This window comes from Cupriavidus basilensis, assembly GCF_000876015.1.
Classification (GTDB): domain Bacteria; phylum Pseudomonadota; class Gammaproteobacteria; order Burkholderiales; family Burkholderiaceae; genus Cupriavidus; species Cupriavidus basilensis_B.
This window is the reverse complement of record NZ_BBQM01000023.1, coordinates 125,267-138,345: the sequence shown is the minus strand read 5'-3', so window position 1 is coordinate 138,345 and position 13,079 is coordinate 125,267. Positions and strand designations below refer to the sequence as shown.

The 13,079-nt window shown below is 62.7% G+C and carries 12 protein-coding genes; 8 read left to right on the top strand and 4 right to left on the bottom strand.

Annotation, left to right across the window (positions count from 1 at the left end; translation table 11 throughout):
* Window positions 1-49 precede the first annotated feature (49 nt).
* The 3 genes from KF708C_RS25340 (at window position 50) to KF708C_RS25330 (ending at window position 3,697) form a co-directional block, all read left to right on the top strand.
* Window positions 50-1,549, top strand: coding sequence for an aldehyde dehydrogenase family protein (locus KF708C_RS25340; RefSeq protein WP_059413894.1), 1,500 nt, complete (start codon window positions 50-52; stop codon window positions 1,547-1,549).
* A 57-nt stretch (window positions 1,550-1,606) separates the two neighbouring features.
* Entirely contained in the window at window positions 1,607-2,731 is a 1,125-nt protein-coding gene (locus tag KF708C_RS25335; RefSeq protein WP_059413675.1) for an alkene reductase, read from the top strand.
* Between the two features lie 666 nt (window positions 2,732-3,397).
* Window positions 3,398-3,697, top strand: coding sequence for an ArsR/SmtB family transcription factor (locus KF708C_RS25330; RefSeq protein WP_441602927.1), 300 nt, complete (start codon window positions 3,398-3,400; stop codon window positions 3,695-3,697).
* A gap of 158 nt (window positions 3,698-3,855) precedes the next feature.
* On the opposite strand, the gene KF708C_RS25325 is transcribed toward KF708C_RS25330, so the two are convergent.
* Both KF708C_RS25325 and KF708C_RS25320 read right to left on the bottom strand, forming a co-directional pair.
* On the bottom strand, window positions 3,856-4,824 hold the full coding sequence (locus KF708C_RS25325; protein ID WP_059413673.1) for a tripartite tricarboxylate transporter substrate binding protein: 969 nt from the start codon (window positions 4,822-4,824) through the stop codon (window positions 3,856-3,858).
* A gap of 49 nt (window positions 4,825-4,873) precedes the next feature.
* Entirely contained in the window at window positions 4,874-6,076 is a 1,203-nt protein-coding gene (locus KF708C_RS25320) for a M20 aminoacylase family protein (protein WP_020200678.1), read from the bottom strand.
* 73 nt (window positions 6,077-6,149) lie between these two features.
* Here KF708C_RS25320 and KF708C_RS25315 point away from each other — a divergent pair, with 73 nt between their 5' ends.
* Window positions 6,150-7,145, top strand: a complete 996-nt coding sequence (locus tag KF708C_RS25315; protein ID WP_231586576.1) for a LysR family transcriptional regulator — start codon at window positions 6,150-6,152, stop codon at window positions 7,143-7,145.
* Here the strand turns inward: KF708C_RS25315 and KF708C_RS35930 are convergent.
* The gene (locus tag KF708C_RS35930) at window positions 7,135-7,311 is read right to left on the bottom strand and encodes a hypothetical protein (RefSeq protein ID WP_156173946.1); all 177 of its coding nucleotides are present in this window, start codon (window positions 7,309-7,311) and stop codon (window positions 7,135-7,137) included. The genes KF708C_RS25315 and KF708C_RS35930 overlap by 11 nt on opposite strands.
* A gap of 96 nt (window positions 7,312-7,407) precedes the next feature.
* Window positions 7,408-8,370, bottom strand: a complete 963-nt coding sequence (locus tag KF708C_RS25310) for a LysR family transcriptional regulator (protein WP_029043113.1) — start codon at window positions 8,368-8,370, stop codon at window positions 7,408-7,410.
* 160 nt (window positions 8,371-8,530) lie between these two features.
* On the opposite strand from KF708C_RS25310, the gene KF708C_RS25305 reads away from it, so the two are divergent.
* The 4 genes from KF708C_RS25305 (at window position 8,531) to KF708C_RS25290 (ending at window position 13,071) form a co-directional block, all read left to right on the top strand.
* Window positions 8,531-9,850, top strand: coding sequence for an MFS transporter (locus KF708C_RS25305; protein ID WP_059413668.1), 1,320 nt, complete (start codon window positions 8,531-8,533; stop codon window positions 9,848-9,850).
* A 26-nt stretch (window positions 9,851-9,876) separates the two neighbouring features.
* A complete protein-coding gene (locus KF708C_RS25300; RefSeq protein WP_156173945.1) occupies window positions 9,877-11,373 on the top strand; it encodes a M81 family metallopeptidase in 1,497 nt (498 codons plus the stop codon).
* 310 nt (window positions 11,374-11,683) lie between these two features.
* Window positions 11,684-12,304, top strand: a complete 621-nt coding sequence (locus tag KF708C_RS25295; protein ID WP_059413667.1) for an HD domain-containing protein — start codon at window positions 11,684-11,686, stop codon at window positions 12,302-12,304.
* Window positions 12,305-12,483: 179 nt separating this feature from the next.
* On the top strand, window positions 12,484-13,071 hold the full coding sequence (locus KF708C_RS25290) for a TetR/AcrR family transcriptional regulator (RefSeq protein WP_020200671.1): 588 nt from the start codon (window positions 12,484-12,486) through the stop codon (window positions 13,069-13,071).
* Window positions 13,072-13,079: the final 8 nt, after the last annotated feature.

The following is a 13,079-nucleotide window of genomic DNA, read 5'->3' as shown; positions in this document are numbered from 1 at the left end:
GAACGGCAGCGCAGTCGGGGCCCTGTTCTCAAACTTCTGGAGGTACGCAGTGCAAACCTTGAAAGACATTCCGCCGAGCTATGTTCCGGACCGCAGCTATGGCCTGTTCATCGACAATCAGTGGGTTGATGGTGCAACGGGCGAGACGCTGGATAGCATCAATCCTGCCAACGGTGAGTTCCTTACCCGGATTCCGAACGCGTCCGCGGAAGATGTGGATCGTGCCGTGAAGGCAGCCACCCGTGCATTCCGCACGTGGCGTACAACCACAGCGATCGAGCGTTCCACCGCGCTGCTGAAGATCGCCGACCTGCTCGAGGCGGATGCCGAGCGTTTCGCCACGCTCGAAACGCTCGATGTGGGCAAGCCCATCCGTGAAAGCCGGGCTATCGATGTGCCGCTCGCCATCGATCATTTCCGATACTTCGCTGGCGTCATCCGAAGCCATTCGGACGAAGCGGTGATGCTCGATGAGAAGACGCTCAGCATTGTGCTGAGCGAGCCGCTAGGCGTTGTAGGGCAAGTCATTCCATGGAACTTTCCCCTTCTGATGGCGGCCTGGAAGATTGCTCCGGCAATTGCGATGGGCAACACCGTTGTGATCAAGCCGTCCGAGATGACGCCCGTCACCATCCTCGAACTGGCAAAGATCTTTGCCAAGGTGCTACCCGCGGGCGTCGTGAACATCGTGACGGGTACGGGTGTTTCGGCCGGCCAGCCGCTGCTCGACCATCCCGACATCAGGAAGCTGGCGTTCACTGGCTCGACCCGTATCGGCGAGGCCGTTGCCGTCGCGGCTGCAAAGAAGATCATTCCCGCCACGCTGGAGCTGGGAGGGAAATCCGCCAACATCGTGTTCCCCGATGCGAACTGGGACAAGGCTGTGGAAGGCGCCGCGCTCGCGATTCTCTGGAACCAGGGCCAGGTCTGCGAATCTGGCGCCCGCCTGTTCGTTCATGCGTCGATCTACGAGCGGTTCCTCGAAGAGCTGAAGGAGAAGTTCCGGGCAGTGCGTGTCGGCGATCCGATGTCGCCGGAGACGCAAATGGGTGCTCAGGTCAGCAAGACGCAGATGGAGCGAATTCTCGGCTACATCGATATCGCCCAGGCTGAAGGTGCCCGCGTGCTCGTTGGCGGCGGCCGGCTCGTCGGTGGCGACCATGACGCCGGATATTTCATTCAACCCACCATCCTGGTGGGCGTGCGAAACGACATGCGCGTTGCGTACGAGGAGATCTTTGGACCGGTTCTTTGCGTCATCCCGTTCAAGGATGAAGCAGAAGTCATCGCCATGGCGAACGATTCCGAGTACGGGCTGGCGGGGGGTGTCTGGACACAAGACCTCAACCGTGCGCTGCGGGTTGCCCGCGCCGTGGAAACCGGGCGGATGTGGGTGAATACCTATCATGACATTCCTGCTCACGCGCCGTTCGGTGGCTACAAGAAGTCCGGTCTGGGGCGCGAGACGCACAAGTCCATGCTGGAGGCGTACAGCCAGAAGAAGAACATCCTCGTGAGTCTGGGTGAGACGCCGCACGGTCTGTTCTAGGCAACGATGCTTTTCGACCCTAAGAATCTATTATTCTCAATATCTAGGAATATGAAAATGAAAGCTACCTCACTGTTTTCCGCGACCAGCCTGGGGCCATACAGGCTGAAGAACCGGATCGTGCTCCCGCCGCTGACGCGCTCGCGGAGCACTCAACCGGGCAATATTCCCAACGATCTGATGGCGACCTACTACCGTCAGCGCGCCGGGGCTGGTTTCATGGTCACGGAGGGTACGCAGATCGAACCTCGCGGCCAGGGCTATGCCTGGACGCCAGGCATCCATAGTCCCGCGCAGGTTGAGGGATGGCGGAAGGTCACCAAGGCGGTTCACGACGAGGGCGGCGTCATTTTTGCGCAGCTGTGGCACGTCGGACGGGTTTCGCACACCTCGCTGCAGCCGGGCGGCGAAGCGCCTGTGGCGCCATCGGCCATTCCGGCCCAACAGGTCAGTGTTTTCATCGAAACCGGCCCCGGGGCAGGCACTCTGGCGCCGCCTTCCGAGCCGCGTGCCCTGACCACCGCGGAAGTCAGGGAGCTGGTCCAGCTCTATGCGCAAGCCGCCCGCAATGCCCTGGAGGCGGGGTTTGACGGTGTCGAACTCCATTGCGCCAACGGATATCTGGTCAACCAGTTCATCTCCGCGCATAGCAACAAGCGTGATGATGAATATGGCGGCTCGCTGGAGAACCGTCTGCGGTTCCTGCGCGAGATCGTGACGGCCGTTGCGGAAGTGGTCGGCAAGAATCGACTGGGCGTGCGGTTCGCGCCGTTGTTCGAAAGCACGGACGAAGATCGCGTTTACCTGGGTCTTGTCGAAGCGGATCCGCATACCACGTACATCGAAGCCATCAAGCTCCTGGAGCAATCGGGCATTGCCTATCTGTCGATTGCCGAGGCCGATTGGAACAACGCTCCTGACCTGCCAGAAGACTTTCGGCGAGCAGTCCGCGAGACGTTCAGCGGTCGCATCTTCTACGCGGGCCGATATACCGCCGAACGCGGTGTGCGCCTGTTGGATGCCGGTCTCGCGGATCTCATCGCTTTCGGTCGCCCATTCATCGCCAATCCGGACCTGCCGGCACGCATCGCGAACAACTGGCCGCTGAATCCGGTAGATCCCGGCACCATGTACGGAGGCACGGAGAAGGGCTACACGAGCTATCCGACCTATCAGAAGTAAGAGCCGGGTCCTTGCCCTGCATCAGGGCAAGGACCCGACTGGGTTCGGGTCGGACCTCGAGCCATAGCCGCTTTTCGTGGAGACGTGGCGCCAAGAAGTTCGTAGGCAATCTGGTGAGGCGTACAGATCTTTCCTGCAATCGTTCGACATCGATCTTGATACTTCGCCATCGTTGCCGCCGTTACCGATGCATTTGGGATATAGGCCCGGAGCTGAATATGTTTTCGAGTTGCCGGAGGCGTTTCGGAGCGTCGGCGTGGATCGTATTATGTTGAGTTTAAAGTACGGTCGCCGGCCCGCGGATGAGGTCATGGAAAAAAATGGTGCAAAAATCCTGCCCCGATTCCATAAGTCATTTTGAAATTGTTAATGATGACAGGATGTGATGCATCGTTTGCGCGGGCAAGGAGCTTGGCATTCTCATCCCGTGAGGCGGTTGCAGGTTGCTATCGCATTGCGATCATCAGCCGACATCGGGACCGACAACGCGAGCATTGGGTAACGGTCGCTTCTGGTGAGGCCTGGCGCGGGGTTGCTGTCGTAATGGCACGCAGGCCGTCGTTGCCGTCCTCGGCGCAATGGTAGCGATGCCTGATACTATACAGTCCGGAGGGATGGTATCGATCCCAGGTTTATTTTTCTCAAGCTAATGTGCAACTTATGAGCATCGATGTCGGCGAGGTACTGAAGGCTCTGGATAATCCAACTCGTCTGGCGATATTGGGTTGGTTGAAAGACCCGGGGAAGAGTTTTCCAGACCAAGAGTTTGACGCGGACAAATATGGGGTCTGCGTGAGCAGCATTCAGGAGCGGGCAGGACTGTCCCAGTCCACGGTGTCCCTGTATCTCGCATCGTTGCAGCGGGCTCAGCTGGTCACTTCGCAACGCATGGGCCCGTGGACCTACTATAAGCGGGAGGAGAAGAATATCGCCGCGTTTCTGAAGAAGCTCGGGGGATTAATCTGATGCCTAAGGGGCTTGCGAGCAGATGAGGCTGGCTGTCCGACATTGCCTGGGCGGAAAGAGAGCGCCATTCCAGGCGCCAGGCAAGCTGGCGAACTCCGACGACTTACCCATGACCAGTAGCCGGCTGCAAGAATGCCATTCGGAAAATGCCGTGTTGCTTACTCGGCTGTGACGCCTGAGCTTCGGATCACCGCGGCCCATTTGGTGACTTCCTGCCCCAGATGCTTGCGCATTGCCTCGGGCATCCCGCCTTCAGGGGACGCACCCAGGGCAGCCAGATTGCCGCGCACGGAAGCTTCCTGCAAGGCGGCATTGATCTGCTGATTCAGCGCGTTCACGATCGCCGGCGGCGTGCGGGCCGGGGCAAACAGCCCATACCACGACTTCACCTCGTAGCCCGGCAGCGCCGCACCGCTTACCGTTGGCACCTGCGGCGCAAATGCCTGCGGCTGGCTGCTGGTAACGGCAAGCGCGCGCAGTTTGCCACTGCGGATGAACGGCAGCACCGACGGTGCGTTGTCGAACATCACCTGAACCTGGCCGGCCATGAGGTCGGTAAGGGCCGGCGCACTACCTTTGTACTGGACATGCTCCATCTTGATGCCAGCCATCGACTTGAACATCTCCGCTGCCAGGTGCGTGGACGAGCCGATTCCCGAGGACCCGTAGTTCACGCCGTCCGGGTGCGACTTCGCGTAGGCGATGAACTCGCCAACAGTCTTCACAGGCAGTGCGGGATTGACCACCATGACGTTCGGGAAACTTGTCACCAGAGCGACGGGAGCGAAATCCTTCTGGATGTCGAAGGTAAGCTTCTTGTAGAGCGTGGTATTGATGGCATTCGCGTTGGATCCAAGGAACAGCGTGTACCCATCGGCAGGCGCGCGTGCGACGCCGCTGGCGGCGATGCTGCTAGCTGCTCCGGGGCGGTTCTCGACCACGAACGATTGTCCCATCTGGATCGAGAGCCGGTTGGCGAGCAGGCGCGCGACCGTATCCGCCGATCCGCCGGGTGCGTAACCCACTATGATCTTGACGGGTTTGGACGGGTAGGCGGGTTCGGCGCTTGCGAGAGCCGTCGTGGTTGCGGCCAATACAGCCAATGCAATGCGGGAAACGTGCTTCATGGCGGGACGATGGATCTGATGTTGCAGGGGATGGGATGGAATGCGCGGCTCACGCCACAGGCAGGTATCGCTCGACCAGCCGGGCCCAGAAGGCGGCGCCAATCGGTAGGTTCGCGTCGTTGAAGTCGTAACGCGGGTTGTGGACCATGCAGCCTCCCTCGCCCATGCCCTGGCCGATGCCGTTGCCGAGTCGCAGGAAACACCCGGGGCGCTGCTGCAGCATGAACGCAAAGTCCTCGCTGGCCATGACCGGCTCGAAGGCCGCGTCGACATCGGCATCGCCCACAAGCTCGCGCGCCACTTCGATGGCGAAGGCAGTCTCGGCGTCGCTGTTGACGACGACCGGGTAGCCGAGGACATAGTCAATCTCGACCGTGGCGCCGTAGCCGTGAGCCTGGGCATTGGCCAGCGCTTCGATGCGCTGGCGCAGCAGTTCACGAACCCGCGGGTCAAATGCACGAACACTCAGTTCCAGCCGGGCCGAAGCGGGAATCACGTTGTTCGCGGTACCGGCCTGGAGCACGCCTACCGTGACCACCGCCGCGGCGCCCGGATCGACATTGCGGGCCACGACCGTCTGCAATGCCATGACGATGCTCGACGCCACGACAACCGGGTCCACGCTCAGGTGCGGGCGTGCCGCGTGGCTCCCTTTCCCGCGCACCGTGATCGTGACCTTGTCTCCGGAGGCCATGAACGGCCCGCTCCGAAACAGGAATCTGCCGGCAGGCTGGCCGGGGTGGTTGTGCAGGCCGAACACCGCATCGCAATGGAAGCGCTCGAACAGTCCTTCGGCGATCATCCGCTCGGCGCCGCTGTTCACGCCGGCTTCCTCGGCGGGCTGGAAATAGAGACGCAGCGTGCCGTCGAAGCGACGATGCGTGGCGAGGTACTGCGCCGCACCCAAAAGGATGGTGGTATGGCCGTCGTGTCCACACGCGTGCATGACGCCGGAAACCGTACTCGCATAAGGCAGGCCAGTGGCCTCCTGAATCGGCAGTGCATCCATGTCCGCACGTATGCCGATGCTGCGGCCACCGTGGCCGGCTGTCAGGGTTGCCACCACGCCCGTGCCACCGATGCCGGTTGCTACGTCATAGCCCCATCGGCCGAGCAATTCGCCAACGAGCGAAGCGGTCGCGTGTTCCCGATAGGCGAGCTCGGGGCGTTCATGGATGTACCTGCGGAGACTCGTCAGAGCCTCCGCCTGCGACATGAGATCTTCCACCTGACATAGGTGCGCGTCGGGCATGGCATTTCCTTCTGCATTCGATGGCCGCTGTTGTGTACAGCATCATCGGTGCAACGGACCGTGCGATCAATGTATGATTTCGGTGAGTTTCGTTGCTCTAAAGTCAACAGTAGAGGTCGGCGCAATGACTGCGGGAACGCTGAATGAAAAGCGGCTGGGATATTTCTACGAAGCCGCCATGTGCGGATCGGTGCGGGGCGCTGCGGACAGGCTCAACGTTGAGCCGTCCGTGGTCAGCCGGCAGATCCAGTTGCTGGAACAGGATCTGGGGGTGGCGCTGTTTGAGCGCAAAGGCCGAGGGATCATTGCCACCGAGGCGGCTGCGCTGGTCATCGCGCATTGCCGCAATCGCATGGCGAGCGAAGAGGCGCTGCGGGAGCGTATCGACGACCTTGCCGGGCTGCGGCGTGGCACGTTGAACGTGGTGGCCGGAGAGGGGTATATGGATCTGCTGATGAACGGCATCGTCGATACGTTCGGCCAGCAGTATCCCGGGGTGCAGGTCAACGTCGAACTGGCGAGCGCAGCGGAGGCAGTGCGGAAAGTCGCCAGCGACGAAGCGCACCTGGGTATCGCCATGAATCCGCCGGCGCATCCGGAGGTTCAGATCGTGCGGGAGCAAAGCCAGCCGGTCTGCATCATTGCCTGGCCCGACCATCCGCTGGCACGGCGTCGTGCAACCCCGTCATTGCAGGACGCGAGCCGCTACTCGCTGGCGACGATGGGCCCGGGTTTTGGCTTGCATCAGTTGATCCGGTTGGCCGAGTTCGCGGAGAATCTTCAGCTTGCGCCGACGCTCACCAGCAGTTCGATCGAGTTGCTGAAGCGGTTCGTGATGAAGCGGCTGGGCTTGACCTTTCTGTCCGCGGGAGCCGCGGCCAGCGAAATCGCACGCGGCGACCTCGTTGCGATTCGCACCACCAACGCCGCGCTCGAATCCGCCAAGATGCGCGTGATCGTGCGAGCCGAGCGGATCCAGACCGCGGCAGCCCGTCGCATGCAGGAGCTCGTTGGGGCTGCGCTGGATGCACCGGCTGTCGCAAGGTCCGCGAGGAGAGTCAGGACCTGAGGAGGCGCTTATCGATGAGGTCGACGAGCAGCGTGCAGATGGTCCCGATGGCTTCTCTGTCAAGCCTCCCGTCGTCGTCTCGCGCATTGCGCCGCAAACCACCGGGCGGAGGATCGGCCATCCGATCGGCTGCCTCGAGCAGCGCGGTGACTTCCTGCTGGTACACCGCTGGGACAAGTTCGTCGCGCGTCGGGACGTGGCGGCAGGGCGTGGCGAGCTGACGTCCGCATCGCGTGTCTTCGAGGCTGGCTCCCGAGCTTTCTTACGCTCGGGACGACTTGCGCGCCGTGGATCGTCCGCGCCCGCGCGGCGCCGGGGCCGCGAACATCGACATGTCGCGCAGGATGTGGTCCAGCAGCGTGTCCGCCGCCATGCCCAGCGGCCTTCCCGTTTTCACCAGCAACCGTGCCTTGGCAGCCTCGAACAGCGGATGGGCAATCGGTAGTGTCACCAGTTCGCCCGAGGCCAGTTCGCGATAGGCGGCAAACGCGCCGATCAGCGTGATGCCGTGATGGCGCTTGACGAAGTGCCGCAGCACGGCCAGTGAATTGGTGGTCAGCGTGGGACGGATCTGGATGTTCTCGGCATACGCCAGCATCTGCACGATCTGCCCGAGCCCGAACGCCGGCGGCATCATCGCCAGCGGATAGTCGGCCAGTTCCCGCACATCGACATTCGTGCCGCGCAGTGCCAGTGGATGTTCGGCATGGACCAGCAGTACCACCGGCTGCGACGACGTGGCCACCCAGCGCACGTCGGCATGCGAGGGCGGGTTGTAGGCCAGGCCGAGATGCGCCCGGCTTTCCGCCACCTCCTGCAGCACGTTGTTGACGGGCAGGACATCCACCGTGACATCGAGCCGCGGATACTGCGCGCAGAAGTCGGTCAGCACTTCGTCCATCAAGCCATCGACGTAGCCTTCGCTCGTGGCAATGCGTACCTGGCCGTGCTGCAGGCCGCGCAATGCCTGCAGGCGGTCTTCGAACAGCTCCTGCTGCGCGCGGCACCCCCGCCAGTATTCGAGCAGATGCAGAGCCACTTCGGTAGGCTGCACGCCGCGTGCGTGGCGGTCGAATAGTGGCGCGCCCACTTCCTCTTCCAGCAGGCGAATCTGGCGCGTGACGACCGAGGGCGACGTGTTGATGCTGTCGGCCGCGCCCCGGATCGATCCGTGCGTGAGCACCTCGTGGAAATAACGCAGCCTGCGTTGGTTCAGTTCTCGCATATCGACGTCCGCCTGATGCATCGTGTTGCTGAATAGGCAACGATAACCGACTTAAGTTGCTCTTGCTATGTCGTTTTGTCTAACTCACGATGCTTGAAAACTAAAACACAGCGCCAGCACAACGTTCATCGCATCCACGAACGACCACGGGAAAAATCGTATGACTGCCACACTGCCCCCACGCACCACGCCGGCGCACGACAGCGCCGCGCAGCAGGCCCTGTACCGCAAGCTGAACTGGCGCCTGCTGCCATTCCTGCTGCTTTGCTACACCTTTGCCTACCTGGACCGCGTCAACATCGGGTTCGCCAAGCTGCAGATGCAGGGCGACCTGGGCTTTTCCGACGCCGTGTACGGGCTGGGCGCCGGCATTTTCTTCTTCGGCTACGTGCTGTTCGAAATCCCCAGCAACCTGCTGCTTCCCCGTATTGGTGCGCGCAAGACCATCAGCCGCATTCTGGTGCTCTGGGGCCTGACGTCGGCCTGCATGCTGTTCGTCCGCGACGAAACCACGTTCTACGTGATGCGCTTTCTGCTCGGCGTGTTCGAGGCCGGCTTCGCGCCCGGCATGATTTTCTACCTGACGTACTGGTACGGGCAGCAGCGCATGGCGCGCGTGATGGCCATCGTGATGCTGGCCGGGCCGCTCGGCGGCATCTTCGGCTCGCCGCTGTCGACGTGGCTGATGACCGGACTGTCCGGCACGCATGGCCTGGAAGGCTGGCAATGGATGTTCCTGGTGGAAGGGCTTCCGTGCGTGCTGCTGGGCGTGTTGGCCCTGCGCGTGCTGGCAGATCGCCCGGCCGATGCCAAATGGCTGACCGACGAGGAAAAGCGCATGCTCGCCGCCGAGCTGCACACGCCCGGCGCAGGCCACCACTCGTTCGGCCAGGTGGCGCGCGACCCGCGCGTCTACCTGCTGGCCTTCGCCTACTTCACGATGATCTGCGGCATCTACGCGGTGAGCTTCTGGCTGCCTTCCATTCTCAAGGCAGATGGCGTTACCGACACGATGAAGATCGGCCTGTATTCGATGATCCCGTATATCGCGGCCGCCATTGCCATGGTCGTCATCGGCCGGCGCTCGGACCGGCGCGGCGAGCGTCGCCTGCATAGCGCGGTGCCCGCATTCATCGGCGCCGTGGCGCTGGCCGTGGCCACGCTGTCCAGTGGCAACCTGGCGGTGTCGCTGTCCTGCATGACGATTGCCACGGCGATGATGTGGGCGGCCTACACGGTGTTCTGGGCCATTCCGTCCCAGTACCTGAAGGGCGACGCCGCGGCCGGCGGCATCGCGCTCATCAACACGATAGGCCTGATCGGCGGCTTCCTGAGCCCGACCATCATCGGCTGGGTGCGCACGGCCACGGGCAGCATGCAGGCCGGCCTGCTGGTGATGGTGGCCCTGCTGGTGGCCGGCGCGGTGACGTTGGTGGCCAACCGCATGCCCGCGCCGCAAGGCAGCCCGGCGACGGCCTGAAGATAACCATGAAGATGGAGAGTCCTGTGGTACCCCAGATCCTGATTGCCGGTTTCCAACACGAAACCAATACGTTCGCGCCGTCCAAGGCCACCTACGCCAGTTTCGAGCGCGGCGAGGGCTTTCCGGCCTTGGCGCGCGGCAACGACGTGCTGGCGCTGCGCGATGTGAATATCCCCGCCGGTGGCTTCATCCAGGCCGCGCAGCGCAATGGCTGGTCCCTGAGCCCGGTGATCTGGGCCGGCGCAAGTCCGTCGGCGCACGTGACCGAGGATGCGTTCGAGCGCATCGCGGGCGAGATCGTCGCGGCCGCCCGCGCGGGCGGCTTCGATGCCATTTACCTGGACCTGCATGGCGCGATGGTGGCCGAGCATGCCGACGATGGCGAAGGCGAACTGCTGGCACGGCTGCGCGACGTGATCGGCCCGGACGTGCCGCTGGTGGCGTCGCTCGACCTCCACGCCAACGTCACGCAACGCATGCTCGATGCCGCGGATGCGCTGGTGGCCTACCGCACGTATCCGCACGTCGACATGGCGGAAACCGGCGGGCGCGCCGCGGCACTGCTGAAGACCTTGCTGGCCGGCCCGCGCCGCTGGCGCGCTGCCGCCCGCCGCCTGCCGTTCCTGATTCCCATCAACGGCATGTGCACGATGCTGGAGCCGGCACGCGGCTTGTACGCGGCGCTGGCCGAACTGGAGTCCGGCGCAGTGGCGTCGCTGTCGTTCACGCCGGGCTTCCCGGCGGCCGACTTTCCCGAGTGCGGACCTGTGATCTGGGGCTATGGCGAGGATGACGCCGCCGCCGAAGCCGCCGTGCAGGCGCTCTACGACAGGATGCTGGCCGAGGAGTCTGCCTGGGAGGTACCGTTCCTCTCGCCTGACGACGCGGTGCGCGAAGCCATGCGCATGGCGGAGGGGGCCACGCGTCCGGTGGTCATCGCCGATACCCAGGATAACCCCGGCGCCGGCGGCGATTCCAACACGATGGGCATGCTGCGCGCGCTGCTGCGCAACGGCGCGCGGGGCGCGGCCATCGGGCTGATCTGGGATCCGGCGGTGGCAGCGGCCGCGCATCGCGCAGGCGTGGGTGCGATGGTCGACGCGGCGCTTGGTGGCGTGTCGGGCGTGCCCGGCGACGAGCCGCTGCAGGCGCGCTTCGAGGTGCTGAGGCTGTCGGACGGCGTGTGCCGTTTTGGCGGCCCGATGATGCACGGCATGCAGGCCGATGTCGGGCCCGTGGCGCTGCTGGGCATCGAAGGCGTGCAGGTCGTGGTCAGCGGCGGCAAGGCACAGATGCTCGACCGCAATCTCTATCGCGTTGGCGGCGTCGAGCCCGAGGTGATGAAGATCCTGGTGAACAAGAGCTCGGTCCATTTTCGCGCGGACTTCCAGGGCATCGCGCACGCGGTGCTGGTGGCAAAGGCCCCCGGGCCGATGACCGCCGATCCGGCCGATCTGCCCTGGACGCGCCTGGCGCCCGGCATCCGCCTCAAGCCAATGGGCCAGCCGTTCGGCGGCTGACGTCCGGCGCAATTCCGATTGCATGCTCGCCCGGCCGATGCCGGATCGCTGGCCGGCGGAGCCTCCGGTGGCTCCGCCGGCATTGCGCCGTCACCGGCCCGTGCCCAGCGGTACTCCGGGAGTGTCGTGCCGCTGTTGACCTCGTCATACGCCGCGGAGAGGGCCGCGGGGCCAGTCGCATAGACGAGGCTGCCGCCATGTTCGCGGCCGAGCTTGCTGTTGCCTCGTCGTGATGACAGAAGCGGCAAGGTATCTCTGGAGGTCGACACCTGTTCTGCATACTATGACCTCACTTTCAGAGGAAAAAATCATGCAGCGGACGACCTTGGAGAAGCAACTGAATTTTCTGAGAGAGATCGATCGGTTGAAGTCCGTCATGCGGCAATCACCGCTACTCGACAAAAGTCGAAAGGAGAATTCCGCCGAGCACTCATGGCACCTGGCAATGTACGCACTGGTGTTGAGCGAGTATGCCAATGGGCCTGTGAACGCGTACCGCGTGATACAGATGCTCCTGCTGCATGACGTCGTCGAAGTTGACGTCGGCGATTTCCCGATTCACGGGAAGGTGCGTGGAGAATTGCAGGCTGAACAAGAATTCAAGGCCGCGGTACGGCTGTTCGGGCTTTTGCCGCTGTCGCAACGAGACATGTTTCTCGATCTGTGGCAGGAATTTGAGCGTGCTGAGACTGAGGACGCGAAGTTCGCGAAGGCGCTTGATCGCTTTCAGCCGCTGCTCATCAACATATTCACCGGCGGCGGGACCTGGACGGAGAATGGCGTCTCGCTTGAGCAGGTTATCTCCCGATATGGTCCCGTCATCAAAAGGGGGGCACCCGAGCTATGGGACATTTGCGAGCGGTGGGTAACGCAACATTTTGCCGGACGTGGGGCGGGGAAAGTCGATGCGCTGCCCGGCGACGGAACCTGACATCGCAAGGCCACGTCCCGGAGGCCGCTTGACGTCATTCCGGTCGGGATGGATCAACAACGGCCATCCGAAGGATTGACACGGAACCGACCAACTAGTAGATTGGCTGGGTTGGTTGAGATAGCAAGCGCGCATGACACATTCCATGCGTGCCTTATAAGTAACTCGGATGAGTGTCCATGAGCGTTGATCTGTCCCCCCGGGCGACCGAAATTGCAGAGCACACGAAGCAACTGCTTGTCGCAGGCGGCTATCACGGGTTCAGTTATGCGGATCTGTCCAAACTGGTGCACATCGGAAAGCCCAGCATCCATCATCATTTTCCGAGCAAGGCGGACTTGGTGCTGACGGTGGTCACGCGGCACCGGCAGCAGGCTCGGGAAGGATTGGCAGCTCTCGACCGGAACATCGAGGATCCCTTGGCACGATTGATGGCCTACGCCAATTATTGGGCCGAATGCATCCGCGATGGCACATCGTCAATGTGCATTTGCGTCATGCTTGCTACAGAATTGCCCATGATCCCGCAAGAGATTGCGGACCAGGTCAGGGGTTATTTCAACGACTTGACGACCTGGATCGCCACGGTTCTGGACAGTGGCGTGGCAAGGTCTCAGTTCAAATTGTGCGACAGCGCGTTTGTTGAGGCTCAGACCTTCATGTCCACGATACATGGCGCGATGCTGACGGCAAGAGCCTTGGGCAATGCGGAGTCGTTTCAGGCCATTTCGAGAGTGGCAATAAGTCGCTTAAGCGCGGTCAGCTGAACATCCAC